Genomic DNA, 26,341 nt, shown 5'->3' on the forward strand with positions numbered 1-26,341 from the left:
AACGATGACCGCACCGACCGGTCGGCGGAAGGGGTCACTCCGGGCGGCGGTGCACGGTGACCAGGTCGTCGTACGGCTGCAGCGTTCCGCGGGCGAGCCGGGCCGCGCCGTCCAGCGGTGTCCCGAGGGGCTTGGTCAGCGCCGCGCGGTCGTCGAGCTGCCGGGCCAGTGGTTCGAGCAGCTGGTCACCGGCGTCGAAGAGCCCACCGACACAGGCGACCGGGATCTCCTCGCCCGGACGCATCGTCGCGACGGCGGTCCGGATCGTCTCGCCCAGATCGGCGACGGCCTGGTCGACGATGCCGCCGGCCACCGCGTCCCCGTCGGCGGCGTGGCCGAGCACCGTCGGCGCGAACCGGGCGACGTCGTCGACGACCGTGGGGGAGGAGTAGTACGTCCACGGGTCCAGGTGTGCCGTGGCCAGCGCGGTCGCGGGACCACGTCCGTCCCGGGCTCGCAGGACGGCGACCAGTCCGGCCCGGCCGATCGCGAACGCGCTGCCCGCGTCGCCGAACAGGTAGCCGTGCCCGTCCACCTTGTGCCAGGACCGGTCCCGGTCGATCGCCAGGCAGACCACTCCGGTGCCCGCGGCAACGACCACGCCGTACCCGTCGGCGAGCGCGCCCGCGTGCGCGGTGACCATGTCCTCGCAGACCCGGACCTCGGTGGCGCCGAGGACCTCGGCGACGCCGTCGGCCAGCGCCTCCGCCTGGACGACGTCGTTCGGCAGTCCGCAGAGGCCGAGCGCGACCACGTCGACCGGCTCGTCCAGGCGCGCGTCGGTCGCGGCCTGGCGGACCGCGGCGAGCGTGTCCTGGACGGTGTCGCCGCCGTGCACGAAGCCGGGCCCCTCGCCGGTCCGGCCGTCCGCGAGCACGCGCAGCCGCAGCGACGACTGGCCGCCGTCGATCGCGACCGTCGCCGGACCGTTGTCCGCCACGGATCCGCGGCTGGTGGACGGCATACCTCTCTGTAGCATCCCGGTTACCTACTGGTCCAGTCCGATATCGGCGGGTCACCCCACCGGCTGTCGTCCCGGCGGCCCGGGAGAGGATGCCCGGATGACCTGGACCGCGCCCGAGGTGGAACGCCCCTCCGGATCGCTGGTGGCCCCCGAGCGGGATCTGCTGGCCGGCTACCTCGATTTCTACCGCGCCACCCTGCTCTACAAGTGCGCCGGCCTGACCGCCGAGCAGCTCGCGGTCCGGAGCGCGCCGCCGTCGACCCTGTCCCTGCTCGGGCTGATCCGGCACCTGACCAAGGTGGAGCGGATCTGGTTCCGGATCCACTTCGCCGAGGTCCCGGCCGAGCCGCTGTTCGCGCCGGAGCTCGGCAAGGACGCGGACTTCGAGCTGATCGACCCGGCCCGCGCCCAGGCCGAGTACGAGGGCCTGATCGCCGAGTGGAAGCTGTCCGACGAGGCGGCCGCCGGCCATGACCTCGACGACCGGTTCACCTTCGCGGGGACGGAGTCGACGCTGCGGATGATCTACATCCACCTGATCGGTGAGTACGCCCGGCACTGCGGTCACGCGGACCTGGTCCGCGAGCACCTGGACGGCACCACCGGCGCCTGATCGTCAACGCTTCACCGGATCGCGGCGATCGATGGAAACCGATTGCCGCGAAGCCTTCCACCGGGTCGCTTCTTGTGATCGACTCGTCGCATGAAGCGACCAGCCGCCCTGATCGTGCTCGCCCTCACCCTGCTGCTCGGACTCGCCGTCGCCCCGGCCGCCGCGTCCGACGGCGTCCGGATCGACCTGCTGTCCTCGCCTCGCCCCGACCAGGTCAGCGACGGTAACGCCCTGCTCCGGGTGTCCGGCGCCGGGCTGGACCGGGTCAAGGTCCGGGTCGACGGGCGCGACGTGACGTCCGCGTTCACGGTGGATCCAGGTGGCGGGTCGATGACCGGCCTGGTCGACGGCCTGAAGCCCGGCCGCGCCACGGTGACCGCAGCGACCGCCCGGCTGGTCCTCACGAACCACCCGCGCACCGGCCCGATGCTGGCCGGTCCGCACGAGAAGCCGTTCGTCTGCGGGACGGCCGGCTTCACCACGCTCGCCGGGGCCAAGCTCGGTGCGCCGACCGACGCGAACTGCTCGGCGCCGACCCGGGTCGACTACCTCTACCGCTCCACCGTCGACCGCAAGCTGAAGGTGCTCCCGGCAACGACTCCGCCGGATCTGGCCACCACGACCACGACCACGGGACGCACCGTGCCGTACATCGTCCGGGTCGAGACCGGCGTCATCAACCGGTCCATCTACGAGTACGCCGTGCTGCACGATCCGGAGGCCGGTGAGCCGACTCCGCGGACCGGGCCGACCGGGTGGAACGGCGGGCTCGTCTACACGTTCGGCGGCGGCTGCCCCGGCGGGTGGTACCAGCAGGGCGGCAACACCGGCGGGATCAACGACGACGTGATGCTCGGCCGGGGGTACGCGGTGGCCTCGTCGAGCCTGAACGTGTTCGGGATCAACTGCAACGGCGTACTCGCGGCCGAGACGATGGCGATGACCCGGGAGCACGTGATCGAGACGATCGGCGTACCGCGGCAGACGATCGGCTGGGGCTGCTCCGGCGGTTCGTACCAGGTGTTCCAGATCGCCGACAACTACCCGGGCCTGCTGGACGGGATCCTGGCGGCCTGCGTGTTCCCCGAGGTCGGGTTCGCCACCTTGCACACGATCACGGACGCGTTGCTGCTCGACCACTACTTCGGCACGGCGACCGGGTGGACCGACGAGCAGAAGCGGGCCGCGTCCGGCTTCGGCAAGGTCGGCACGATCGCGAACCTGGCCGGCGCCGGGAAACGGATCGACCCGCGCGTCTACTGCCCGGCCCAGCTCCCGGCCGAGCTGCGGTACGACCCGGTGAAGAACCCGGACGGCGCCCGCTGCGACGTGTACGACCACCAGGCGAACGTCTGGGGTACGGCGGACGGCGCGGCCCGGCGTCCGCTCGACAACGTGGGGATCCAGTACGGCCTGGCCGCGCTCAACGCGGGCACGATCTCGGTGGACCAGTTCCTGGACCTGAACGCGAAGGTGGGCGGGTTCGACCAGGACGCGAACTTCGTCCCCGGCCGGACCGTGGCCGACGCGCGAGCCGTCGACACGGCGTACCGGACCGGGCAGCTCACCAACGGCGGGGGCGGGCTGGCGAGTACGCCGATCGTGGACTACCGGCAGTACACCGACGAGCTGGCCAACGGCGACATCCACCTGCGGTTCCACTCGTTCTCGCTGCGGGAGCGGCTGCGCAAGGCGAACGGTGACGTCGGCAACCACGTGATGCTCGTGCAGAGCAACAGCGGGCCCGGGTTCAGTACCGCGAACCCGGTGATGGCGGACGCGCTCGCGTCGCTCGACCGCTGGCTGGAGTCGACCGACGCGGACGACCGCCCCGGCAGCGCCCACGCCAAGGTGGTCCGCAACAAGCCGGCCGAGCTGGTCGACGCCTGCTGGACGCCGGCGGGGGAGAAGATCGCCGAACCGCAGATCGACGGCGTCCGCACGACCCGCTGCAACACGCTGTACCCGGTCTGGCCGTCGCCGCGCCAGGTCGCGGGTGGGAAGGTCGTCAACGACATCGTGAAGTGCAAGGTCCGTCCGGCGTCGCCGACGGACTACCGCGTGCCCTTCACGGCCGAGCAGTCGCAGCGGTTGCGGCAGGTCTTCCGCGGCGGCGTCTGCGACTGGGACGCGCGCGGTGTCGGCCAGCGGGGACTGGGGCCTGCCTGGCCGACGTTCTGAGGTACTGATCGCGGAGCGGCGACTCCCTGAGGTCCTATGCTGCGCCGGGTGCCCTTCACTCTCGCGCACCCGGCAGCAGTCCTCCCCCTCGTCCGACGGCCTTTGATCGCGTCGGCGTTGGTGGCGGGCTCGGTCGCTCCCGATCTGCTCTACCTCGACCCGCTGTACCGGTTCGCGACGCGCGAGATCCACGGCAACCTGACCCTGACGCTCACGCACAAGCTCACGTCGGTGCTCTGGCTCGATCCGCTGCTGGCGTTGATCCTGCTCGCCACCTTCACCCTGGTCCTCAAGCGGCCCCTGCTGGCGTTGGCCCCGGCGTCCCTGGCCGCACGTCTTCCCTCACCGGGTACCGCGGTCCGGCTGCCGTCCTTGGTCGTGCTGTTCTGGATCGTGGTGTCGACCGTGATCGGTGCGTTCACCCACGTCCTCTGGGACTCGTTCACCCACTACGACGGGTACTTCGTCCAGCGCTACCGCGACTTCTTCGCCGGGGACGTGAACCGCGTGCTGCAGTACGTCAGTACGGTCGGCGGCTGCGTCGTCCTGGCGATCTGGTGCTACCGCTGGTTCCGCCGAACCGAGCCGCGTCTGGTGGAGCCGAGGGACCAGGTCCCGTCCTGGGCCCGGTACGTCGTGCTCGGCGCGATGGTGGCGATCGGTCTCACCGGGGCCGTCGTGCAGGTCCAGCGCGCGGGGGAGGACCTGGTCGGGGAGGCGGTCGCCCGGTTCGCGTTGACCGGTCTCGCCTCGGGCGTCGTGGCCGCACTCGGCTGGTACGTCGTGCTCTGGCACCTGACCCGGTTGCGGCGGCTGCGCGGGGGAGTAGCCCGGCCGTGACGCTACGGATGGGGCGGCGTGATCGGCGTGTGACACGTGTGACTGCAGTGGTGCTCGGGGTAGCCTGCTAAACATGGCGACCCGCACGTCTTCCCCGGCGCGGGCGCAGAAGTCGGCAGCCAGCCGCCCGAGTTCGGCGCGGTCGACTGCCGGTGGACGCTCCCGTCCGTCAGGCGCCCAGAAACGTGGGCAGAGCGCGAAGCGCGGTGGCAGCACCACCGCGCGGAACAGCACGCCCAAATCCGGTGGCGGTGCGGGTCCGTTCGCCGCCGCGATGCTCGCCCTCGGCCGTGGCCTGGTGAAGGTCTGGATCGGGATCGCGCACCTGCTCGGCGGCCTCGTCCGCGGCATCGGCAACGGTGCCCGCGACCTCGACCCGGCGCATCGGCGCGACGGAGCGGGCCTCTTCCTGATCGGGCTGGCGGTCGTTGTCGCCGCCGCGATCTGGTGGGAGCTGCCCGGAGCCGTCGGCAACGGTCTGCGCACCGTGGTCAGCGGCAGCGTCGGCATGCTCGGCTGGGCCGTGCCCCTGATGCTGCTGTTCATCGCGGTCCGAACCCTGCGGAACCCGGATCGCAACGGCCCGGTCGGCCGTCAGGTGATCGGCTGGTCGTCGATCGCGCTCGGCGTGCTCGGCCTGGTCCACATCGCCAACGGCATCCCCCGGCCGAACAACCCGGAGGACGCGCCGCTGCAGGACGCGGGCGGCGCGATCGGGTACGTCGTCTCCTCGCTGCTGTCCGACCTGCTCACCCAGTACGTCGCCGCGCCGCTGCTGGTCCTGCTCGCGATCTTCGGCGCGCTGGTCGTCACCGGGACCCCGGTGTACGCGATCCCGCTGCGGGTGCGCGCCGCGTTCGACGTCCTGCTCGGCCGGACCGAACTGCCCGAGGACTCGCCGTCGGTGGCGGCCGACCGGGCCGCGACCGACGACACCGTGCGCCTCACCCGCAAGGAGCGCCGCGGCAAGTCCGCGGGCACCGACGAGGACGGGGAGCCCACGGTCCGGCCGTACGACTCGCCTGTGCTCGAGGGCCGCGAGCTGTCCAAGCGCGGCCGCAAGTCGAAGAAGGCCGCCGACGAGGACGCGTACGACGTCGACGGTGACTCATCCTCTGCTTCCGGTGCCGATGCTGCCGTCGCTGGTGCGGCCGCGGCCGGCCCGGTGGTCGGCGGGGGTGCCGGTTCGCGAGCTTCGAAGCCGGAGTCGGCGCCGGAGCCGCCGCCGCACACGCCGCTGCCGCAGCGAGTCGAGCAGCTCAGCTTGTCCGGCGACATCACGTACACCCTGCCCGACGGCCAGATGCTCAAGCCTGGTTCGGTGCACAAGGCGCGGACCAAGGCGTCCGACCAGGTCGTCGACCGGCTCACCGAGGTGTTCGAGCAGTTCGGCATCGACGCCCAGGTCACCGGGTACACGCGCGGCCCGACGGTCACCCGGTACGAGGTCGAGCTCGGCGCCGCGGTGAAGGTCGAGAAGGTCACCGCGCTGTCCAAGAACATCGCCTACGCGGTGGCCTCGGCCGACGTGCGGATCCTGTCGCCGATCCCGGGCAAGTCCGCGATCGGCATCGAGATCCCGAACACCGACAAGGAGATCGTCAGCCTCGGCGACGTGATCCGGTCGGCGACCGCGCGCAACGACCACCACCCGATGGTGGCCGGGCTCGGCAAGGACGTCGAAGGCGGGTTCGTCGTCGCGAACATGGCGAAGATGCCGCACCTGCTGGTCGCGGGCGCCACCGGTTCCGGCAAGTCGTCGTTCGTGAACTCGCTGATCACCTCGATCCTGATGCGGGCCACGCCGGACGAGGTACGGATGATCCTGGTCGACCCGAAGCGGGTCGAGCTGAACAACTACGAGGGCATCCCGCACCTGATCACGCCGATCATCACGAACGCCAAGAAGGCCGCCGAGGCGCTGCAGTGGGTCGTCCGCGAGATGGACATGCGCTACGACGACCTGGCCGCGTTCGGCTTCCGGCACGTCGACGACTTCAACAAGGCGGTCCGCTCCGGCAAGGTGAAGCCGCCGGCCGGCAGCGAACGCGTGCTGGCGCCGTACCCGTACCTGCTGGTGATCGTGGACGAGCTGGCCGACCTGATGATGGTCGCCCCGCGCGACGTCGAGGACTCGATCGTCCGGATCACCCAGCTCGCCCGGGCCGCGGGCATCCACCTGGTGCTGGCCACCCAGCGCCCGTCGGTCGACGTGGTCACCGGTCTGATCAAGGCGAACGTGCCGTCGCGGCTGGCGTTCGCGACCTCCTCGCTGGCCGACAGCCGGGTCATCCTGGACCAGCCGGGCGCGGAGAAGCTGGTCGGCCAGGGTGACGGGCTGTTCCTGCCGATGGGCGCGAGCAAGCCGATGCGGATCCAGGGCGCCTGGGTCACCGAGGGCGAGATCCGCGGCGTCGTGGACCACTGCAAGGAGCAGTTGCAGCCCACCTACCGTGAGGACGTCACGGCAGCGCCCGGCCCGAGCAAGGACCTGGACGACGAGATCGGGGACGACCTCGACCTGGTGGTCCAGGCGGCCGAGCTGATCGTTTCCACGCAGTTCGGCTCCACGTCGATGCTGCAGCGTAAGCTCCGGGTCGGTTTCGCGAAGGCGGGCCGGCTGATGGACATCCTGGAGAGCCGGGGCGTGGTCGGGCCGAGCGAGGGGTCCAAGGCCCGCGACGTCCTGGTGAAACCGGACGACCTAGAGGACTTCGTCGCCACCCTGCGAGGAGAGTGAGTCGTGACCGCGCGAACCGCGATGCCCCGGTCCGGTGAACCCCGCCAACCCCGGCCCGCGCCGTACGAGGCCGACCCGTACGGCGACAGCCGGCCCGAGGACGGCCACGACGCCGGTGATGGTTCGAGCGACGCCCGGGTGGACGTCGACGAGACCTCGTCCGGCCAGGAGCTCGACGAGGAGTCCGGCGAGCTGCCCGGCGATCGGTCGGGTGTGGCCGGGGGCGACGAGGGCCGGGTCGAGGTGTACGAGGCGGGGAGTGCCGAGCCCGCGCACTTCGAGGGCTTCGCCGTCGACGAGGACCGGGCCCAGCAGTTCACCATCCGCGCCTCGCAGAAGGTGCACGGCGGACTCGCGATCGGGGCCGGGCTGGTGGCGATCGGGTTCGCCACTTCGGCGTCGACCAGCGCGACCGGGATCCTGCGCTGGATCGCGGCCGCGGGCTTCGGCGTCCTCGCGGTGGTCTGCGCCCGGGCGTTGACGGTGGGGGACATGCTGGTCGCCGACCAGGTCGGGATCAGGTTGCGGATTCGCAACGACTGGATCGGGACGCGCTGGGAAGAGATCGAGGAAGTCACCGTACTGCGGCGCCGGCATCCGCTCGACGACGGCCGGATCGCGGTGCATCTGCTCGATCCGGGGCCGGTCCTCAGCGAGATGTCGGCCAAGTCACGACGGACGACCGATGCGAACCGTCGGTTGACCGGGTCGTCACTCGCGGTACCGTTCGGAGTGACGGCAAAACCGTCGAACGGGGAAGTGGTCCAGGCACTGCACATGCTGGCGGACGCCAGGTGTCCGGTCAGGGAACAGCTCTGACCTCTGCGTGACCCCGTCGTGCCATGGCCGTTGACTGTGATGTCGGCGGATCTGCGGAGTTGTTGGACGGTGGAAAGGCGGTGGGGACGTGAGCATCGGCAGCGAGCTCACGGCGGCCCGCGAGCGAGCGGGCATGACGGTCGAGCAGCTGAGCGCGGCGACCCGGATCAGATCCGGGCTCATCGTCGCGATGGAAGCCGACGACTTCACTCGCTGTGGGGGGAACTTCTACGCACGCGGTCATATCCGCTCGATCGCGCGCGCGGTCCAGGCGGATCCGGCGGCCCTGCTGGCCGCCTTCGACGAGAGCCATCCGCAGGCTGACCCGGAGCTGAACCGGCAGGAGGAGCGCGCCGAGCTCAAGAAGAAGCCGGCGTTGCACCCGGCCCGGCCGCGGTGGGCGGTCGTCCTGGGCGCGATCCTGGTCGGACTGATGGGCTGGGGGATGGTCCGTCTGTTCACCGTGCCGAACGACGTCGAGGCGAACGCGTCGAAGACGACCCCGACGGTCGCCGTGACCACCCCGACCGCGAAGCCGTCGGCGCCGAAGCCGCCCGCGAAACCGACGGTCAAGCCGACGCCGAAGTCGCCGAAGGTCGTGATCACGCTGAAGGCGGCCCGCGACGGCTCGTACGTGACCCTGCGGAACTACTACGGCGAGCGGCTGTTCCAGGGCCTGCTGGGCCGCGGTTCGACGCAGACGGTGACGTACCCGGGCTCGATCCGGGTCACCGTGGGCAACATCGGCAACCTCGCGGTCTTCGTCAACGGCCAGCGGGTGTACCCGAAGACCGAGCGCTTCATGATCACGCCGACCGGGGCGATCGCGAAGGCGGACTGACCTGCTCTTCCCGGCCGATCCACGGACCGGCCGGGAAGTCGGCGTTGTCCGGAGTGGGCCGGGAGGCCGGCGTGGGCCGAGCTGTTGACCACTCACGCCGTCTGATGCGGCCGGTTCACCAGCCATAGCGTTGCTCTGGGTGGCTGGTGGGGTGGTTGATGGGTGCGGGGAGTGGGCCCGTGGTCCAGACCGCGAGTTTCTGTGCCGGCGGGCGAGCCGTCATACTCGGGGGTGATGACTAAGACTCCCACCACCGTCGCCCTGGTCACGCTGGGCTGTGCTCGCAACGACGTCGACTCCGAGGAACTGGCCGGCCGGCTCGAGGCCGGTGGCTTCCGGCTCGTCGAGGACGCCGCCGACGCGGACACCGTGGTGGTGAACACCTGCGGATTCGTCGAGGCCGCCAAGAAGGACTCGGTCGACACGTTGCTCGCCGCCTCCGACTACAAGGACACCGGCCGGACCCAGGCCGTCGTCGCCGTCGGATGCCTGGCCGAGCGGTACGGGGAGCAGCTCGCCGAAGCCCTGCCGGAGACCGACGCGGTCCTCGGCTTCGACGACTACGCGGACATCTCCGATCGCCTCCGCTCCATCCTCGCGGGCACCAAGCACCAGTCGCACGTACCCCGCGACCGCCGCAAGCTCCTCCCGCTGGCACCGGCCGACCGCGCCACCAACCACGGCGTAGCACTCCCGGGCCACGGCGACACCAACGGTGAGGTCGACGGCACGGCGGACGGCTTGGTCGACGGCTTGGTCGACGGCTTGGTCGCCGGTGACGCCGACGGCGCCGACGGGGCACTCGCCGGCACTGCGGCTGGTGGTGAGCCGCGGGCGCTGAAGGGCCGCGTCGTCAGCTCGAGTGGGGACGACACCGCCCTGACGATCGACGCGCCGGACCTGGCTTCCGCTCCGGCCAGCGGACCGCGGGTGGTTCGCCGGCGGCTCGACGGTGGGCCGATGGCGCCGTTGAAGCTCGCATCGGGCTGTGACCGGCGGTGCGCCTTCTGCGCGATCCCCGCCTTCCGCGGCGCGTTCGTGTCGCGGCGTCCGACCGAGGTCCTCACCGAGGCGCACTGGCTCGCCGGGCAGGGCGTCCGCGAGGTCTTCCTGGTCTCGGAGAACTCCACTTCGTACGGCAAGGACCTCGGCGACCTCCGCCTGCTCGAGACGCTGGTCGCCGAGATCGCGGAGGTGCCGGGCCTGTCCCGCGTCCGCGTCTCGTATCTGCAGCCGGCCGAGATGCGGCCCACGCTGATCCAGGCGATGACGTCGACCCCAGGCGTCGTCCCGTACTTCGACCTGTCGTTCCAGCATGCGTCCGGCCCGTTGCTGCGGCGGATGCGCCGGTTCGGTGACGCGGAGCGGTTCCTGCAGCTGATCGAGATGGTGCGTGCCGAGGCGCCGGCCGCTGGGATCCGGAGCAACGTGATCGTCGGCTTCCCAGGGGAGACCGAGGAGGACGTGGACATTCTCTGCGACTTCCTTTCCCGCGCCGGCCTGGACGCGATCGGGGTGTTCGGGTACTCGGACGAGGACGGCACCGAGGCGGAGACGTACGACGGCAAGCTGGACGAGGACACGATCGCGGCCCGGCTCGACCGGGTCACCCGGCTCGCCGAGGACGTCACGTCGGTCCGTGCCGAGGCCCGGATCGGCGAGACCGTCGAGGTCCTGGTCGAGTCCCTGGACGGCGACACGGCCGAAGGTCGCGCCGCGCACCAGGGTCCGGAGGTCGACGGATCGACCACGCTGACCGGGTTCCCGGAAGGGCTCGCTGTCGGTGATCTGGTCGTCGCCGAGGTGATCGGGAGCGAAGGAGTCGACCTGGTCGCGGAATACGCCGCGCACGGGCGACCCCGTGAAGTCGCTCCGGCAGCTAACCTGACCGCGTGACCAACCCGCCGACGAACCCGGTGCCGCATGCCGCACCCGGGCCGATCAGCGCGCCGAGCGCCTGGAACGTGGCGAACGCGCTGACCGTCCTTCGGCTTGTCCTGGTCCCGCTGTTCGTCTGGTTGTTGCTGCGCGAGGGCGGCACCGACGAGGGCAACCGGCTGCTCGCCACGGCGGCGTTCGTGGTCGCGATCGTCACCGACCGGTTCGACGGCGACATCGCGCGCCGGTGGAACATGGTCACCAACTTCGGCAAGATCGCCGACCCGATCGCCGACAAGGCGCTGACCGGGGCCGCGTTCATCGGGCTGTCCATTCTCGGCGAGCTGCCCTGGTGGGTGACGATCGTGATCATGGTCCGGGAGTGGGGAGTGACCGCGCTCCGCTTCTGGGTGATCCGGCACGGCGTGATGCCGGCCAGCCGGGGCGGCAAGCTGAAGACCGTGCTGCAGGCGATCGCACTCGGGCTCTACCTCCTTCCGTGGCAGTCGGTGGCGATCCTGCACTGGACCGCCGTGGTGTTCATGGGTGCCGCCGTGATCGTCACGGTCGTCACCGGCCTGGACTACGTCGGCCGCGCCCTCCGCCTCCGCGCCGCCGCCAAACGCCCCCTGCCCTGACAAGGCTCGTCCGGACACCCCTGCCCTGACCAAGTACCGTCGAGCCCTTGGTTTCGGTCGTGGCGGACACTGGGTGGGTGAACCTCGACGAACACGGTGAGGCCGGGGAAGCTCTCCACACCCTCATCCAGGAGCTCAAGGCCCGGCAGCAGACCCTCGCCACCGCCGAGTCGCTCACCGGCGGCCTGGTCGGCGCCACCCTGACCGACGTGTCGGGCGTGTCGGCCGTCTACCGCGGCGGGGTCGTCGTCTACGCCACGGACCTGAAGGCCACGCTGGCCGGCGTCCCCGACGAGCTCCTGGCCGCGGTCGGACCGGTCCACCCCGACACGGCGGCCGCCCTCGCGACGGGCGTCCGTGACCGTCTCGGCGCGACGTACGGGCTGGCGACCACCGGGGTGGCCGGACCTGATCCGCAGGCGGGAATCGCGGCCGGCACGGTGTACGTCGCGGCGGCCGGTCCGCGCGGCGTCCGGGTGCGGGAGCTGGCGTTGAGCGGTGACCGGGCGGCGATCCGGCAGGGGAGTGTGGACGCCGTGCTGCGGCTCGCGGCGGAGGTGGTGATGGAAGATCCGGGCTGATCGCGGTGTTGAGACCAGCATGGGTGGAGGTAGGCCACGACGCCACGGCGCACCGAAGCTGGACAGAGTGACGAGTAGTGACCCAGCAACGGGTACCGTTGGTCCTCACGGTCGAGCTACCGTGCGAGTAGATTCGGCCGGACAGGTGGAAGGGAGAAACCTCATGGTGCTGGTTCGTGGCCTGCTGGGCGACGTGCTGCGGCGTAAGCGGCTGCGCCAGGGGCGTACTCTGCGCGAGGTGTCCGCCGAGGCCCGGGTCAGCCTGGGCTACCTCTCCGAGGTCGAGCGCGGTCAGAAGGAAGCGTCGAGCGAGCTGCTCGCGGCCATCTGCACGGCGCTGGACGTCCCGCTCTCGACGATCTTCGCCGAGGTGAGCGAGGACCTGGCTCGGGAAGAGGCGCTGGTTCTGGCGCACCCGGCCATCGAGCCCGCTGTCGTCGCCTCGGCTGCCTGAGTCGTCCCCGCGCTTCACCGCACGCCCTCGCCTTCGACGGGCCTGCGGAGCAGCGCGAGTGGGTCCGGCCAGAGAAGCTGGAGCGCCGGGAGTGGTGGGTCGCCGTCTCGCCGATACAGATCGTTCGCGGTGAACAGGTGCGTGGACGAGTCGGGGAAGCGCAGCAACGCGGCACGCTCAGGCGGCGGGTAGAAGGTGTTGACGTTGTCGCCTTCGTCGAAGCTCATCCCGGCCGCCACTTGCCAGGCGAGTTGCGCGAGCGCGTGGTACCCGCGTTGCGCTGAGCAGTCGAACACGATGAACTCCGGATGGCGCACCCGGCTCAGGCCGACGGTGTAGGCGAAGCTCGGATTGCGGGCCCCGTCGCCCTCGACGTACTGCACGGCCCAGCCGTACCGCTGGATGGCCCGGATGACGTACTGCCGGTAGTCGTGCTCGGTCGCCCCGTTGCACAGGTCGCACATGGTCGATCTCCTCTCTGTTCGAACAAATGTTCGATCTGTCAGAGAAGGTATCCGTGTTCCGAGGTGGGACGACCGTTGTCCACAGGTCAGTTCTCGGGTTGGCAGGTGGGGCACCAGTACGTGATGCGCTCGCGCGGCGGTTCGCCGATCGGGCCCATCTGGATCCTGGTCCCACAGCGCCGGCACGACTTGCCGGCCCGCTCGAACACGTACGTCCGCCGGCCCGGCCGATCCACGCCGGTACTGACCTGGGCCGCGTGGACGAGATTCGACTTCAGCATCCGGCGGCTCAGGTCGACAGCGGCGCCGAGATCCACCGAACCGGCCGGCCGCCAGGGGTGGAGCCCGAGCAGGAAGCAGACCTCGTTGCGGTAGAAGTTCCCGATGCCGGCCAGGTTGCGCTGGTCGAGCAGGGCCTCGCTGATCGTGCGCTCCGGCACGGCGGCCAGGTTGGCGACGGCGAGTGCGCGGTCGAAGTCGGGGGAGAGCAGGTCCGGCCCGAGATGGCCGACGACGCTGTCCTCGTCGTCAGTCGCCACCAGGTCGAGCACCTGCAGCCGGTACCCCACGGCGACCCAGGACTCGGTCTCCAGCACGGCCCGGATCTGGTGGCCTGGTCCACCCTTCCAGCGTTCACCCGTCCGGTACAGGTGCCAGCTGCCCTCCATCCGGAGATGGCTGTGGATCGTCAGTCCGTCCGACACCCGCATCAGCAAATGCTTGCCGCGTGCAACGACCTCCAGCATCGTCCGGCCGCTCAGGTCGGTCGTGGCCAGCGATGGCACCCGGAAGTCGGTCCGGGTCAGCTCCTTGCCGGCCAGGGACTGGTGCAGCCGCTTGGTCGCCCGCCAGACGGTGTCTCCTTCAGGCATCAGGCCCGCATTCTCAGGCCTCGCGGTGTCGCGTGGAAGCCCGCCTTCGCCAGCGCGTCACCGAACGCGGTATGCCGGACCTGCTCGCCGTCCGCGGTCTCCACCGCGAGCTTGCCGAGATGCCCGTCCCGGATCGCCAGCGCGAGCGCGTCCACCGCCGGCTGAAGGAGATCGGGGTCCTCGGTGAAACTCAGCACGGTCCGGCCGCCACGTTCGACGTACACGATCAGTCGACCGTCCACTAGGACGACCAACGCACCCGCCTTCCGCCCGGGCCGATGGCCGCCCGCGTTCTCCCGCTCGGGCCACGGCAGCGCGGCGCCGTACGGGTTCGCCGGGTCGGACGCGGCGAGCAGGACCGCCCGCGCGACCGGCTCCTCCCGCTTCCCCCGGGGACCAGGTGATCCCGAGGCGGCGTCAGGCAGTACGTCAGCCATCGCCCGCAACCGATCAACGGCGCCTGGCAAGGCGAACTGCGCCGCCCCGAGCCCAGCCACGAAGTACCCACGACGGCAGCGCCCGGACTCCTCGAACGCACTCAGCACCTTGTACACGGCCGCGAACCCACCTGGTGTCCGCTCGGTGATCACGGAACCCCGAGTGACGATCCCGTACCGGTCGAGGAGCGTCTCGGCGGCCGCATGCGCACGGCGAGTGGCGTCCGGATTCCGCTCGGGAAGCAGGGACCATCGACCGCCGGCCGTCGGCGGCCCGGTCCGTGAGGGCATGGAAGGCCGCCCTGGTCGCGTCGGTCGCCCTGGGCGCGTCCGTGGCGTCGCACGCCGGGCACGGTGACTCCCGCGGCCACCGCCTACCAGGGAACGCACCGGGGTCAGGGTGTCGTTCGTGAGGTGTCCGGCCCACACCAGATCCCACAGCACGCTCACCATCGTCTCGTCGTCGACCACGCCGACCGCGGACCCGACGGCGTCGCTCAACTGCCTGAAGAAGAACGCCCCGCCGGTCGCCAACGCGTCCAGCACCGCCTGATGCGTCTCGCCGAGCTCGAAGGCGGGATCCGGATCCGGCAAGGTCAGGTCGCAATTGTCGGCCAGGTGCAGCGACACCCACCCATCGGTGCCAGGCAGCGAACCCGAACCGGCCCACACCACCTCGCCGGTCGCGGTCAGCTCGTCCAGCATCGAGGGCTGGTACCCAGGGACCCGCGAGGGCAGCACGATCGACTCCAGCGCCGACGCCGGCACCGCGCATCCCGCCAACTGCTCCACGGCACCCAACAGGACGTCGTACCCACGGCCGCGGCTGCTCGTGATCCCCTGCCAGGCGGGAAGGAACCGCGCCAACGCCGCGGGATCAACCGGCTCGACCTCCTTGCGCAGAGCCGCGAGCGAGCGCCGCCGGAGCAACCGCAGCACCTCGGAGTCGCACCACTCCATCGCGATGCCACCCGGCAGGAACTCGCCCTCCGCGACCCGCCCGACAGCACCCAGCCGCCGCAGCGCATCGGTCACCACGGCGACCCCGATGCCGAAGTGGGTCGCCAGATCGACAGCGCGGAACGGACCGTGCGTCCGTGCGTACCGCGACACCAGATCGCCGAGCGGATCCGCGACCGGCTCCGCATGCGCCTCTGCGACACCAGGTGGCAGCGGAACACCGAGCGCGTCCCGCAGGCGGGCGACATCCTCGACGACGGCCCACCGGTATTCGCCGGCGATCCGGACGCGCACCACCCGACGAGCCGCGGCCAGATCGGTCAACCAGGCCTCGGCATCGGACCCGTCCACACAACGCTGCGACGCCGCCGCGATCGACAGCGGCCCGACGAGGCGTAGTACGTCGAACAGGCCCTCCGCATCCCGCGCACGACGGTCCTCGGCGAGGCGTTGGAGCTCGGCCTCGGTCCGCAGCACGACCTCGGCGTCGAGCAACTCGCGCAGCTCGGTCCGGCCGAGCAACTCGGCGAGCAGGCTCTGGTCGAGCGCAAGCGCGGCCGCCCGCTTCTCGGCCAGCGGCGCGTCGCCCTCGTACATGAAGGCGCCCACGTACCCGAACAGCAGCGACTTCGCGAACGGCGACGCCTCCGGGGTCTCCACCTCGACCACGGAGATCCGGCGTTCACCGATACCGGTCAGCAGATCCTTCAGCGCGTCCAGGTCGTACACGTCCTGCAGGACCTCGCGCAGGGTCTCCAGCACGATCGGGAACGAGCCGTACTTGCTTGCCACGCTCAACAATTGCGCCGACCGCTGCCGCTGTTGCCACAAGGGGGATCGACGGCCCGGATTGCGCCGCGGCAGCAGCAACGCCCGCGCGGCGCACTCGCGGAACCGGGACGCGAACAGGGCCGACCCACCGACCTCGGCGGTCACCACGTCCTCGATGTCCGCCGGGTCGAACAGGATCAGCTCGGCGCCCGGCGGAGCCTCGTCGGTCTCGGGCAACCGCAGCACGATCCCGTCGTCCCCCGACACCGACTGCGCGTCCATCCCGTACCGCTCGCGCAGGCGGGCCGCGATCGCCAGCGCCCACGGGCCGTGGACCTGGCCGCCGTAGGGGGAGTGGATACAGACCCGCCAGTCACCGAGCTCGTCGCGGAACCGCTCGACTAGGATCGTCACGTCGTCGGGCACCCGGCTGGTCGCCTCGCGCTGCTCGCCGAGATACGCGACCAGGTTGTTCGCCGCGTACTCGTCGAGACCCGCGTCGCGGGCCCGCTTGATCGCCTTGGCCGCCGGCAGGGCCGCCATCGTCCGCACGAACGCACCGGTCGCGGCCCCCAGCTCGGCGGGACGCCCGACGGCATCGCCCTTCCAGAACGGGAGTCGCCCTGGTTGCCCGGGGGCGGGGGAGACCAGGACGCGGTCGTGGGTGATGTCCTCGATCCGCCAGCTCGACGCGCCGAGCGTGAAGACGTCGCCGACGCGGGACTCGTACACCATCTCCTCGTCCAGCTCGCCGACGCGATGGTTGCTCGACTCACCCACCAGGAACACGCCGAACAGCCCGCGGTCCGGGATGGTCCCGCCGCTGGTCACCGCGAGCCGCTGGGCGCCCGGCCGGCCGGAGATCTCCCCGCTGACCCGGTCGAACACGATCCTGGGACGCAACTCGGCGAACTCGTCCGACGGGTACCGCCCCGACAGCATGTCCAGGACACCGTCGTACGCGGACCGCGGCAGCGTCGCGAACGGTGCCGTCCGGCGGACCAGCGCGAACAACTCGTCCACGTCGAGGGTGTCCAGCGCGACGATCGAGACGATCTGCTGGGCGAGCACGTCGAGCGGGTTCGCCGGGATGTGCAGGCTCTCGATCAGCCCCTCCCGCATCCGCTGCACCACGACGGCCGTGTCGACCAGGTCGCCGCGGAACTTCGGGAACAGCACGCCGCGCGAGATCGCGCCGACCTGGTGCCCGGCTCGGCCGACGCGCTGCAGGCCGCTCGCGACCGACGGCGGGGCCTCGACCTGGATGACCAGATCGACCGCGCCCATGTCGATCCCGAGCTCGAGGCTGCTGGTCGCCACGACGCAAGGCAGCCGGCCGGACTTCAGGTCGGCCTCGATCAGGGCCCGTTGCTCCTTGCTCACCGAGCCGTGGTGCGCGCGGGCGACCAGCGGTGGAGCGGCCTGGGACGCGCCCGACTGCGCCATCACCTGGGCCGGCGATCCGGCTTCGGGCAGCTCCAGCTCCGCGCGCTCGGCGGCGATCTCGTTCAGCCTGGCGGTCAGCCGCTCGGCGAGCCGGCGGGAGTTCGAGAAGACGATGGTCGACCGGTGCTCGGCGATCAGGTCGAAGACGTGCTCCTCGACATGCGGCCAGATCGACGCGTGCCGAGGTGGACCCGCGGCCGGCCCGGACTCCTCGATCTCCGTGTTCGCCAGCTCGGCCATGTCCTCGACCGGCACCACGACGCCGAGGTCCCACTGCTTGGTGAACTTGGGCTGCACGACCGTCACCGGCCGCTCACCGCCGAGGAACCGCGCCACCTCCTCGACCGGCCGGACCGTCGCGGACAGGCCGATCCGCTGGGCCGGCTTCGGCAGCAGGGCGTCGAGCCGCTCGAGCGTGAGGGCCAGGTGGGCGCCGCGCTTCGTCCCGGCGACCGCGTGCACCTCGTCGACGATGATCGTCTCGACGCCGCGCAGCGACTCCCGCGCCTGCGAGGTCAGCATCAGGAAGAGCGACTCGGGGGTGGTGATCAGGACGTCGGACGGTTTGCTCGCGAACTTCCGCCGCTCGGCGGCCGGTGTGTCCCCGGACCGCACCGCGACCTCGACGTCCAGCGGCGCCTCACCGAGCCGGCGCGCGGTCTCGCGGATGCCGATGAGCGGGGCGCGCAGGTTGCGCTCGACGTCGACCGCGAGGGCCTTCAGCGGGGAGACGTAGAGCACCCGGCAGCGCTGCTTCGGCTCGTCGGGCGGCGGCGTCGTGGACAACCGGTCCAGCGCCCAGAGGAAAGCGGCGAGCGTCTTGCCGGAACCGGTGGGCGCGACCACCAGCGCGTCCCGGCCCGCGGTGATCGCGTCCCACGCCTCGAGCTGGGCCGGGGTGGCCGCCTCGAAGACGTCGCCGAACCACGCCCGGGTCGCGGGCGAGAAGCGGCTGAACGCGTCTGACTTCTTCACACCGACCATCTTGCCGGGTCCCGCCGACAGTTTCCGGCCGGTGGAGTCCGGGCGCCGCAGTGTCCCCGTTGTCTGGAATGATCGGGGCCATGAAGAACCGCGTGCGCATCGCACTGGTCACCGTGGCCTGTCTGTTCGCCCTGACGGGCTGCGTGAAGCTGGATGCCGATCTCAAGGTCAACTCGGACGAGACCGTCTCCGGCTCCATGCAGATCGGCGTCGACAAGAAGATCGTCGCGGCGGGCGGCCAGTCGCTGGACACGGTCCGTCAGCAGATCGAGAAGCAGATCAAGCAGACCGCGACCGACGGGGTCAGCTGCTCCGCTTCCGAGGACGACCAGTACGTCGGGTCCAAGTGCGAGTTCGACAGCGTGCCGTTCAGCGAGATGGGCAGTTCCACCGGCGAAGGCGTCAGCTTCCAGAAGGACGGCGACAAGTTCCGCGTCTCGGTCAAGGGCGCGAACCTGAGCAGTCAGGTGCCGCAGAACGCGCAGCCGGTGATCAACTTCAAGATCACCATGCCCGGCAAGATCGTCGAGCACGACGCCGGCGCCCAGGTCAGCGGCCGGACCGCGACGTACGACAGCCTGGACAAGCTCGGCAACGTCTCGCTGGTCTCGGAGTCCGGCGGTGGCTTCCCGGTGTGGGCGATCATCCTGATCGTCGTCCTGCTGCTGCTCGCGATCGCCGCCGTGGTCTTCTTCGTCCTGCGCGGCCGCACCAAGCAGGGCCAGCAGCAGTACCCGGGCCAGTTCCAGGGCCAGCCGGGCCAGTGGGGACCGCAGTACGGCGGTCAGCCGGGTCCGTACGGTCAGCAGGGCCAGCCTGGTCCGTACGGTCAGCCGGGTGCTCCGCAGGGACCGGGCTTCGGCCAGCCGGGCCAGCAGTACCCGGGCCAGCCGCAGTACCCCGGACAGCCGCAGTACCCCGGACAGCCGCAGCAGGGCCAGCCGCAGTACCCGGGCCAGCCCCAGCAGGGTCAGCCGGGTCAGGGCCAGCCTGGTCAGGGGCAGTGGGGCGGTCCGCAGCAGCCGCAGCAGGGTCCGCCGCCTCAGCAGCAGGGTGGTTGGGGTCAGCCGCAGCAGGGTCAGCCGCAGCAGGGACAGCAGCCTCCGCAGCAGGGCGGCGGGTGGAACCAGCCTCCGCAGCAGGGTCAGCAGCCCCCGCAGCAGGGTGGCTGGAACCAGCCGCCCCGGGACGACGGGCGGGCATGAGGCTCACCGAGTTCTGGGAGCGGATGAACCGGCATCTCGGCTCGGCGTACGCACGGACCTGGGCCGAGACCCAGGTCCTCAGCGAGCTCGGCGGCCGCACGGTGGCCGAGGCGCTGGACCAGGGTGAGTCCGCCAAGACCGTCTGGCGCGCGGTCTGGGCACACCAGCAACTGCCGCCCAGCGAGCGCTGACGGACTCAGCTCAGCTCCCGCCGAGCCTGCGCTGACGGACTCAGCTTCCGGCCAGCGTGCGCTCGGGTTCCTCGGTGAGCGGGACGCCGTCGTCGGGGTCCCGCTTCTGCGCCAGCTTGCTCGGCCACCACAGGTGCCGGCCGATGTCGAGGTTGAGCGCGGTGACCAGCACCGAGCGTACGACGATCGTGTCCAGCAGCACCCCGAGCGCGACCGCGATGCCGATCTCCGCGAACGCGACCACCGGCAGCGTGGCCAGGACGGCGAACGTGCCGGCCAGGACCAGTCCGGCCGACGTGATCACGCCGCCGGTCGCCGCCACCCCGATCAGGGCGCCGCGCCTGGTCCCGTGCTGCTTGGCCTCCTCATGGACGCGGGTCATCAGGAAGATGTTGTAGTCGATGCCTAGGGCAACGAGGAAGACGAAGACGAACAGCGGCAACGACGTGTCCGTCCCGCCGAAGCCGAGCGCCTGGAACACCAGCGAACTCAGCCCGAGCGCGGCTCCGAACGACAACACCACGGTCGCCACCAGCATGATCGGCGCCACGATCGCACGGAGCAGGACAGCCAGGATCAACAAGACCACCAGCAGCACGGCAGGGATGATCACCTTGTTGTCGTACGAGGACGCGCGCAGCGTATCCAGGAGGATCGCCGTACCGCCGCCCGCCAACGCGTCCGCACCTGGTACGGCGTGCACGGCCGCCCGTACGCGGTCCACGGTGTCCTTGGCGGCCTGGCTGTCCACCGGATCGGCCAGAGTCCCTTCCAGATAAGCGAGTCCGCCGCCTGTGACCGGCTCGGTGACAGCCGCTATTCCTGGGGTGGACGCGAGCACAGCACGTACTTCCGCGCCCTTGTCCGCGTTGCTGACCACCACCAGCGGACTACCCGCGCCCGCTGGGAAGTGCGCGGCCACGACACGTTCGCCGACGACCGAGTCCGGCGTACCGGTGAACGACTCCGCGTTGGACAGGCCGTTCGCGTCCAGGGTCAGCATGCCGAGCGACGCGGCGAGCAGAACGACCGTGGTGGTGATCCACGTGAGCCGTGGACGGATGGCGATCCGGCGGCCGATACGGCCCCACACGCTGGTCTCGGTGTGGTCCGCGGATCCGAACGTCGGACGGATCGGCCAGAAGACCCAGCGCCCACAGATGACCAGCAGCGCGGGCAACAACGTCAGCATGGCGATCAGGGCGATCACGATGCCGACAGCGGCGACCGGTCCGAGGCCCCTGGTCGAGTTCATCGAGGCCAGCAGCAAGCAGAGCATGCCGGCCACCACCGTCGAACCAGAGGCGAGGATCGCGGGTCCCGCCCGGTGCAGCGCGAACGCCATCGCCTCGTGCCGGTCCTTGTGTCTGCGGAGCTCTTCCCGATAGCGGGCGACGAGCAGCAGGGCATAGTCGGTCCCCGCACCGAAGACGAGCACAGTGAGGATGCCTGCGCTCTGTGCGTTCACGGTGAGGTCGGCCTTCGTCGCGAGCAGGTACACGACGGCTTGCGCGGAGAACAGCGCGGTACCTGCCGAGAGCACCGGCAACAGCCAGAGCACGGGGCTGCGATACGTGAACAGCAGGATGATGATGACGACGGCCGCGGCCGAGTAGAGCAGCTTGCCGTCGATCCCGGCGAACGCCTCCTGCGAGTCCGCGGCGAATCCGCCCGGGCCGGTCAGGTGGAACGACAACCCCTCCGGCCGGTCGGCCGCGATCCGGCGGATGTCCTGGGCACGATCGCCGAGTGTCTCCCAGCCACCCGAACCCGCATTGATCGGCACGATCACCTGCAGCGCCTTGCCGTCCTCGGACGGGATCGGCCCGACGACCTCGCGGTCCACGTTCTCCACTTCGGCGAACTGGGCGACCTGCGCGGCCACGGCCTGCCGGTCGGCCAGGGTCAATCCGGCCGGGCGTTCGTACACCAGGACCGCGGGGATCTCGTCCGGTGAGGAGAACTGCTCGGTGGTCTTCAGGACTTCGGTGGACTCGGCGTTGCCGGGCAACCAGGAGACCGCATCGTTCTCCTGCGCACCGGTCAGCTTGCTCGCCGGTCCGGCCGCGGCCGCCATCACGACGATCCACAGCGCCAGCACGATCCACTTCGACACCTTGCCGCACGGCAACGCTGCCAGTCGTCCTGCTCCGCCCATCGGGTACCACGCCCCCACCCTCAGGGGACCGCCCGCCCGTCATCCGCCGAGCTGCCGACGACTGATCCCCCTCGACCAGCCTGGTGGGTGCCCGGGAACGCGTCAACGGGCGTCGCGTAGTCCTGCGATCACTGTGCGCGCAGTACCGATCAGAGCGTCCAGCCGGTGCGCGCAGCCCACTCCTCGGCCGGCAGGTAGATCAGGTCGCAGACAGGGTCCTTCAGGTCGGCGTACTCACCCGTCGTCTCGATCGGCAGCCTCGCGGCCCGCTGCTTGAACAGCCCGTACGCCGTGGCCGTGTCCGGGTGCGCGCGGAGATAGTCGCGGAACAGCAGGGCGTACCGCTGGTTGGCGCGTCCGTCGACGCGGAGATGCAGGTTCACGCGTCGCCGGTACATCGGCTCCACCACGAGCCGCTTGACCCACTGCAACTCGTCCTGCGGCAGCCCTGGTACGGGGTGGTCGCGGCGAGGTGGACGGAGTTCCCAGTCGGCCTCGGCGAGGAGTTGCGCGGCGTCGTCCAGCTGCGGCTCGGTCGGTACCGTCGCCTGGATGTCGAGGACGTCCTTGGCCGGGAGCCCTGGTACCGACGTCGAGCCGATGTGGTCGACCCGCAGGGCCGTGTCGCCGAGGATGCCCTGCAGGGTGCGGGCGGTCTTGTCGAACTGCGCCGCCCACGTCGGGTCGGGCCGGACGATGGTGATCGCGTTCATGCGCAAGATCATGGCAGCGCTCACCGTCCCGCCGACAGGTGTTGTCCGCGGGATCGGGCGTGCGGCCGCTGTCAGACCGGCTTGAGGCGGTATGCGCTGGTGTGGAGCAACTCGGCGGCGGCGTACGCGGCCTTACGGATGCCCTTGCGCTCGTCGAAGAAGCCGCCGACGAAACCGACCATCGGCAGCTGGCCGAGCATCCGGGCGCCGATACTGCCACGCGGCCGCTCCTCGAACACCTCGCCGAGCCCGCCGAAGAGCTTGGAGAGCCGCCAGACGAGGCGCAGGCTCTTGCGAAGTCCCTTCTCCTCGGACTCGTCGCCGATTCCCAGTTGCACGGCGACGTCCTTACCGGCGGTCGTGGGGTCGTCGTACTTGAGCACGTCGTCCGGGGTGATCGGCCGGGACGTCAGGACGCGGGCCATGATCGCCGTGCGCTCCGCGTGGTCCTCCACGCCGTACTCGCGGCACACCGCGCCGATCACCATCGCCTGGACCGACGCGCCGAGCGTGTCCTTGAGCGGAAGGCGATCGGCGGCCGCACCACTGAGCCGGGGGAGTCCGGCGACCACGGCCGCGAATCCGCCGAGCCGCTCGACCCACCAGTCGCACCGCTCGGACAAGGGCAACGTGGGCCACTCGGTGTGGCCGGGGACGCGCATCCGCAGCAGCCGATCGATCGCCACGATGAGGGCCTTCTCCGCGAGGTTCGGCTTCTCCTGGTCGGAGTACTCGGTGAGAATGCTGCGGATGCCGAACGGGTCCTGGGTGCGGAGCGCGTCGAGGACGGAGTCGATGCCGAACTCGGCCCGGCTCAACGCGAGCACGACGGCGGAGTCCGGGATGTCGGGGCGGTCGGTCACGACCGTCAGGGTAAGGACGGACAGGGCCAGCCCGGACGTTCTGCGAAGTTCCGGCGTGTCAGTTGTGATTCGAACACGTGTTCGGGCTATGTTGTGGTGTGCGTCGGGTGGCCCGGGGTTTTCCACAGATCCGGAACTGCTCCGAAAACTGTCCGACGTGACCCGTACCGTCTCTGGCGACAACGAAATTCCTTCGGGCGGCTGGCACAGCGGCCCCGATCACTAGATGGGTTAGGTGGCAGTCACATGGCTGGTGCAGCGAGTGCGGAGCGCGCCGCGGCGGATCGTGAGAAGGCGCTGGCGACCGCGCTGACGCAGATCGAGCGGCAGTGTGGCAAGGGTTCGGTGATGCGGCTCGGTGAGCAGGGCAAGGCGCCGATCGAGGTCATCCCGACCGGCTCGATCTCGCTCGACATCGCGCTCGGGATCGGCGGTCTGCCGCGCGGTCGCGTGGTGGAGATCTACGGCCCGGAATCCTCCGGTAAGACGACGGTCGCGCTGCACGCGGTCGCGAACGCCCAGCGGGCCGGCGGGATCGCCGCCTTCATCGACGCCGAGCACGCGCTCGACCCGGAGTACGCCCGCAAGCTCGGTGTCGACACCGACGCGCTGCTGGTCTCCCAGCCGGACTCCGGTGAGCAGGCGCTGGAGATCGCCGACATGCTGGTCCGCTCCGGCGCGATCGACATCGTCGTGATCGACTCGGTGGCCGCGCTGGTGCCGCGCGCCGAGATCGAGGGCGAGATGGGCGACAGCCACGTCGGTCTGCAGGCCCGGCTGATGAGCCAGGCGCTGCGGAAGATGACCGGTGCGGTCAGCGGGACCGGGACCACGGCGATCTTCATCAACCAGCTGCGCGAGAAGATCGGCGTCATGTTCGGTTCGCCGGAGACCACGACCGGTGGTAAGGCGCTGAAGTTCTACGCGTCGGTGCGGCTGGACGTCCGCCGGATCGAGTCGCTCAAGGACGGCAGCGACGTGGTCGGCAACCGGACCCGCGTCAAGGTCGTGAAGAACAAGGTGGCCCCGCCGTTCAAGCAGGCCGAGTTCGACATCATCTACGGCCAGGGCATCAGCCGTGAGGGCAGCCTGCTGGACCTCGGTGTCGACCAGGGCTTCGTCCGCAAGGCCGGCGCCTGGTTCACCTACGAGAGCGACCAGCTCGGCCAGGGCCGGGAGAACGCGCGGAACTTCCTGCGCGACAACCCCGATCTGGCCAACGAGCTGGAGAAGAAGATCAAGGAGAAGATGGGCATCGGCCCGACCGTGGACGAGCCGGCCGCGGCACCGGCCGAGGTCGATGTCGACTTCTGATTCCGCTACCCCGGGAAGCAGCGCCTCCACATCGGGAGACGCTGCCCCCGGGCGGCTCGCCCTGGACCAGTCCGAGCGCCTGGCCATGGCCCGCGAGCTGCTGGCCCGAGGTCCCGTCTCCCCAGCTCCCGCGACCCCATCGGAGTCTTCGGCGGGAGGATCGTTTGCGGGGGAGACCGCACCTGGAGCCCGCCCGGCTGGTCGCGCTGACTCGATCACGGGAGAACGCGGTGGGAGTACGCGGCGGGTTCCTCGGACCCGGCGCTTCGGTTCCACCTTGTCCAAGCGTGGCCGAGCCAGGACGCCTGATGACCCGGACGGACCGGTCGATCCAGAGCTCGACCCACCGGCGGATCCGCACGCGGCGGCCCGCACGATCCTGCTCGACAAGCTCACCGGCCAGCCGCGGACCCGCGCGGAGCTGGCCGACGTCCTGGCCGAGCGGGAGATCTCGGACGACGTGGCCGACGAAGTCCTCGACCGCTTCGTCGAGGTGGGCCTGATCAACGACGCCGCGTTCGCGACCGCCTGGGTGGAGTCCCGTCATCGCGGCCGTGGTCTCGGCAAACGCGCTCTCGCCCAGGAGCTCCGCCGCCGCGGCGTCGACGACGAACTGGCCCGCGACGCCCTCGAAGAGCTGGACCAGGACCAGGAAGAAGAAACGGCACGTGCCCTGGTTCGCAAGAAGCTCCGCTCGATGCGTTCCCTCGAACGCGAAGTCGCCATGCGCCGCCTGCTCGGTCTCCTGGGCCGCAAAGGGTACCCAGGCCCCCTCGCGATGAAGGTCGTCAAGGAAGAGCTGGCCGCCTCCGAAGAAGAGCTCCCGCTCCTCAACGACTCCGGCCTCGAGGCGGAGTAGGCCCAACACCCCGACAGCCTTCCGCGGCTCGCATCGCCGGGATACTCCCGTCATGGGATACGTCGGCTCGTACACGTGGCAATTGCGCCAGCACGTCGGTTCGGAACTCCTGCTGATGCCGGGCGCGCAAGTCCTCGTCATCGACCATGAGGACCGCATCCTCTTCCAGCAACGCGCGGACTCCGGCCTGTGGGAGTTCCCCGCCGGCGCTGCCGAGCCGGGCACCACATTCCGCAGTACGGCAGCTCGGGAACTCCGCGAAGAATCAGGTCTCCAGGTCGAGGAATCCGACCTGATCCCGTTCGCGTCCCTCTCCGATCCGGCCGTCCACCAGATCACGTATCCCAACGGCGACCGCATGCACTGTTTCGCGCTCTGCTTCTACACCCGCCGATGGACCGGCACCCTCACCGCGGATCCCACTGAAGTCCGGCAAGCGACCTTCCAGAACCCCGCCGAACCGCCCGAACCCCTCCAGCCCCAAACCCGGGCAGTCCTGAATCTCTTCACGGCCTACCGCCGCACCAACACCTTCCAAGCGAACTAGCTCAAACG

General features: G+C 70.5%; 22 protein-coding genes. 15 read left to right on the plus strand and 7 right to left on the minus strand.

Going from position 1 to position 26,341, the window contains the following annotated elements; all coding sequences use genetic code 11:
- Positions 1 to 34: 34 nt before the first annotated feature.
- Positions 35 to 964, minus strand: coding sequence for an N-acetylglucosamine kinase (locus tag FB561_RS23545; protein WP_170284746.1), 930 nt, complete (start codon positions 962 to 964; stop codon positions 35 to 37).
- A gap of 97 nt (positions 965 to 1,061) precedes the next feature.
- Between FB561_RS23545 and FB561_RS23550 the strand changes: the two genes are divergently transcribed.
- The 10 genes from FB561_RS23550 to FB561_RS23595 all read left to right on the plus strand — a co-directional run bounded on the left by FB561_RS23550 (position 1,062) and on the right by FB561_RS23595 (position 12,549).
- Complete coding sequence (locus FB561_RS23550) at positions 1,062 to 1,577, plus strand: DinB family protein (protein WP_145810300.1); 516 nt, start codon at positions 1,062 to 1,064, stop codon at positions 1,575 to 1,577.
- Positions 1,578 to 1,667: 90 nt separating this feature from the next.
- Positions 1,668 to 3,758, plus strand: coding sequence for a DUF6351 family protein (locus tag FB561_RS23555; protein WP_145810302.1), 2,091 nt, complete (start codon positions 1,668 to 1,670; stop codon positions 3,756 to 3,758).
- A 48-nt stretch (positions 3,759 to 3,806) separates the two neighbouring features.
- On the plus strand, positions 3,807 to 4,598 hold the full coding sequence (locus FB561_RS23560; protein WP_145810304.1) for a DUF4184 family protein: 792 nt from the start codon (positions 3,807 to 3,809) through the stop codon (positions 4,596 to 4,598).
- 274 nt (positions 4,599 to 4,872) lie between these two features.
- Positions 4,873 to 7,338 carry an FtsK/SpoIIIE family DNA translocase gene (locus tag FB561_RS23565; RefSeq protein ID WP_145813303.1) on the plus strand — a complete coding sequence of 822 codons (2,466 nt, stop codon included), beginning with the start codon at positions 4,873 to 4,875 and terminating at the stop codon, positions 7,336 to 7,338.
- Between the two features lie 3 nt (positions 7,339 to 7,341).
- Positions 7,342 to 8,157 carry a hypothetical protein gene (locus FB561_RS38760; RefSeq protein WP_238335006.1) on the plus strand — a complete coding sequence of 272 codons (816 nt, stop codon included), beginning with the start codon at positions 7,342 to 7,344 and terminating at the stop codon, positions 8,155 to 8,157.
- A gap of 88 nt (positions 8,158 to 8,245) precedes the next feature.
- Complete coding sequence (locus FB561_RS23575) at positions 8,246 to 8,998, plus strand: helix-turn-helix domain-containing protein (protein WP_145810306.1); 753 nt, start codon at positions 8,246 to 8,248, stop codon at positions 8,996 to 8,998.
- Positions 8,999 to 9,232: 234 nt separating this feature from the next.
- On the plus strand, positions 9,233 to 10,894 hold the full coding sequence (gene rimO, locus FB561_RS23580; protein WP_145810308.1) for a 30S ribosomal protein S12 methylthiotransferase RimO: 1,662 nt from the start codon (positions 9,233 to 9,235) through the stop codon (positions 10,892 to 10,894).
- Entirely contained in the window at positions 10,891 to 11,514 is a 624-nt protein-coding gene (gene pgsA / locus FB561_RS23585; protein ID WP_145810311.1) for a CDP-diacylglycerol--glycerol-3-phosphate 3-phosphatidyltransferase, read from the plus strand. The genes rimO and pgsA overlap by 4 nt, the downstream gene beginning before the upstream one ends.
- Before the next feature lie 77 nt (positions 11,515 to 11,591).
- Positions 11,592 to 12,095, plus strand: coding sequence for a CinA family protein (locus tag FB561_RS23590; protein ID WP_145810314.1), 504 nt, complete (start codon positions 11,592 to 11,594; stop codon positions 12,093 to 12,095).
- Positions 12,096 to 12,258: 163 nt separating this feature from the next.
- Positions 12,259 to 12,549, plus strand: a complete 291-nt coding sequence (locus FB561_RS23595) for a helix-turn-helix domain-containing protein (RefSeq protein WP_145810316.1) — start codon at positions 12,259 to 12,261, stop codon at positions 12,547 to 12,549.
- A gap of 14 nt (positions 12,550 to 12,563) precedes the next feature.
- Here FB561_RS23595 and FB561_RS23600 read toward each other — a convergent pair whose 3' ends face one another.
- The 3 genes from FB561_RS23600 to FB561_RS23610 all read right to left on the minus strand — a co-directional run bounded on the left by FB561_RS23600 (position 12,564) and on the right by FB561_RS23610 (position 18,483).
- On the minus strand, positions 12,564 to 13,013 hold the full coding sequence (locus tag FB561_RS23600) for a DUF4262 domain-containing protein (protein WP_145810318.1): 450 nt from the start codon (positions 13,011 to 13,013) through the stop codon (positions 12,564 to 12,566).
- An 86-nt stretch (positions 13,014 to 13,099) separates the two neighbouring features.
- Entirely contained in the window at positions 13,100 to 13,885 is a 786-nt protein-coding gene (locus tag FB561_RS23605; protein WP_145810320.1) for a DNA-formamidopyrimidine glycosylase family protein, read from the minus strand.
- Entirely contained in the window at positions 13,885 to 18,483 is a 4,599-nt protein-coding gene (locus tag FB561_RS23610; protein WP_145810322.1) for an ATP-dependent helicase, read from the minus strand. The genes FB561_RS23605 and FB561_RS23610 overlap by 1 nt, the downstream gene beginning before the upstream one ends.
- 80 nt (positions 18,484 to 18,563) lie before the next feature.
- On the opposite strand from FB561_RS23610, the gene FB561_RS23615 reads away from it, so the two are divergent.
- Together FB561_RS23615 and FB561_RS23620 are read left to right on the plus strand one after the other, a co-directional pair.
- Positions 18,564 to 19,688, plus strand: coding sequence for an LppM family (lipo)protein (locus FB561_RS23615; protein ID WP_145810324.1), 1,125 nt, complete (start codon positions 18,564 to 18,566; stop codon positions 19,686 to 19,688).
- Positions 19,685 to 19,879 (plus strand): DUF3046 domain-containing protein, encoded by a 195-nt coding sequence (locus tag FB561_RS23620; RefSeq protein ID WP_145810326.1) that lies wholly within the window; start codon positions 19,685 to 19,687, stop codon positions 19,877 to 19,879. Before FB561_RS23615 ends, FB561_RS23620 begins: the two co-directional genes overlap by 4 nt.
- A 40-nt stretch (positions 19,880 to 19,919) precedes the next feature.
- Here the strand turns inward: FB561_RS23620 and FB561_RS23625 are convergent, their stop codons facing one another.
- The 3 genes from FB561_RS23625 to FB561_RS23635 form a co-directional block, all read right to left on the minus strand.
- Complete coding sequence (locus FB561_RS23625) at positions 19,920 to 21,995, minus strand: MMPL family transporter (protein WP_238335007.1); 2,076 nt, start codon at positions 21,993 to 21,995, stop codon at positions 19,920 to 19,922.
- A 191-nt stretch (positions 21,996 to 22,186) separates the two neighbouring features.
- Entirely contained in the window at positions 22,187 to 22,750 is a 564-nt protein-coding gene (locus FB561_RS23630; protein ID WP_145810329.1) for a GrpB family protein, read from the minus strand.
- Between the two features lie 71 nt (positions 22,751 to 22,821).
- Positions 22,822 to 23,613: a hypothetical protein gene (locus FB561_RS23635; RefSeq protein ID WP_145810331.1), complete on the minus strand. Its 792-nt coding sequence runs from the start codon at positions 23,611 to 23,613 to the stop codon at positions 22,822 to 22,824.
- Positions 23,614 to 23,859: 246 nt separating this feature from the next.
- On the opposite strand from FB561_RS23635, the gene recA reads away from it, so the two are divergent.
- The 3 genes from recA (at position 23,860) to FB561_RS23650 (ending at position 26,333) form a co-directional block, all read left to right on the plus strand.
- Positions 23,860 to 24,927, plus strand: coding sequence for a recombinase RecA (gene recA, locus FB561_RS23640; protein WP_145810333.1), 1,068 nt, complete (start codon positions 23,860 to 23,862; stop codon positions 24,925 to 24,927).
- Positions 24,928 to 25,204: 277 nt separating this feature from the next.
- Positions 25,205 to 25,786: a regulatory protein RecX gene (locus FB561_RS23645; RefSeq protein ID WP_238335009.1), complete on the plus strand. Its 582-nt coding sequence runs from the start codon at positions 25,205 to 25,207 to the stop codon at positions 25,784 to 25,786.
- Positions 25,787 to 25,838: 52 nt separating this feature from the next.
- Positions 25,839 to 26,333, plus strand: a complete 495-nt coding sequence (locus FB561_RS23650) for an NUDIX domain-containing protein (RefSeq protein ID WP_145810335.1) — start codon at positions 25,839 to 25,841, stop codon at positions 26,331 to 26,333.
- The last annotated feature ends 8 nt before the right edge of the window (positions 26,334 to 26,341 follow it).

This window comes from Kribbella amoyensis, assembly GCF_007828865.1.
Classification (GTDB): Bacteria; Actinomycetota; Actinomycetes; order Propionibacteriales; family Kribbellaceae; genus Kribbella; species Kribbella amoyensis.

Coding starts and splice junctions, on each gene's coding strand:
- FB561_RS23545 (WP_170284746.1), bottom strand. CDS start 964: ATGCCGTCCACCAGCCGCGGATCCGTGGCGGACAACGGTCCGGCGACG.
- FB561_RS23550 (WP_145810300.1), top strand. CDS start 1,062: ATGACCTGGACCGCGCCCGAGGTGGAACGCCCCTCCGGATCGCTGGTG.
- FB561_RS23555 (WP_145810302.1), top strand. CDS start 1,668: ATGAAGCGACCAGCCGCCCTGATCGTGCTCGCCCTCACCCTGCTGCTC.
- FB561_RS23565 (WP_145813303.1), top strand. CDS start 4,873: ATGCTCGCCCTCGGCCGTGGCCTGGTGAAGGTCTGGATCGGGATCGCG.
- rimO (WP_145810308.1), top strand. CDS start 9,233: ATGACTAAGACTCCCACCACCGTCGCCCTGGTCACGCTGGGCTGTGCT.
- FB561_RS23595 (WP_145810316.1), top strand. CDS start 12,259: ATGGTGCTGGTTCGTGGCCTGCTGGGCGACGTGCTGCGGCGTAAGCGG.
- FB561_RS23600 (WP_145810318.1), bottom strand. CDS start 13,013: ATGTGCGACCTGTGCAACGGGGCGACCGAGCACGACTACCGGCAGTAC.
- FB561_RS23605 (WP_145810320.1), bottom strand. CDS start 13,885: ATGCCTGAAGGAGACACCGTCTGGCGGGCGACCAAGCGGCTGCACCAG.
- FB561_RS23610 (WP_145810322.1), bottom strand. CDS start 18,483: ATGGTCGGTGTGAAGAAGTCAGACGCGTTCAGCCGCTTCTCGCCCGCG.
- FB561_RS23615 (WP_145810324.1), top strand. CDS start 18,564: ATGAAGAACCGCGTGCGCATCGCACTGGTCACCGTGGCCTGTCTGTTC.
- FB561_RS23620 (WP_145810326.1), top strand. CDS start 19,685: ATGAGGCTCACCGAGTTCTGGGAGCGGATGAACCGGCATCTCGGCTCG.
- FB561_RS23630 (WP_145810329.1), bottom strand. CDS start 22,750: ATGAACGCGATCACCATCGTCCGGCCCGACCCGACGTGGGCGGCGCAG.
- recA (WP_145810333.1), top strand. CDS start 23,860: ATGGCTGGTGCAGCGAGTGCGGAGCGCGCCGCGGCGGATCGTGAGAAG.
- FB561_RS23650 (WP_145810335.1), top strand. CDS start 25,839: ATGGGATACGTCGGCTCGTACACGTGGCAATTGCGCCAGCACGTCGGT.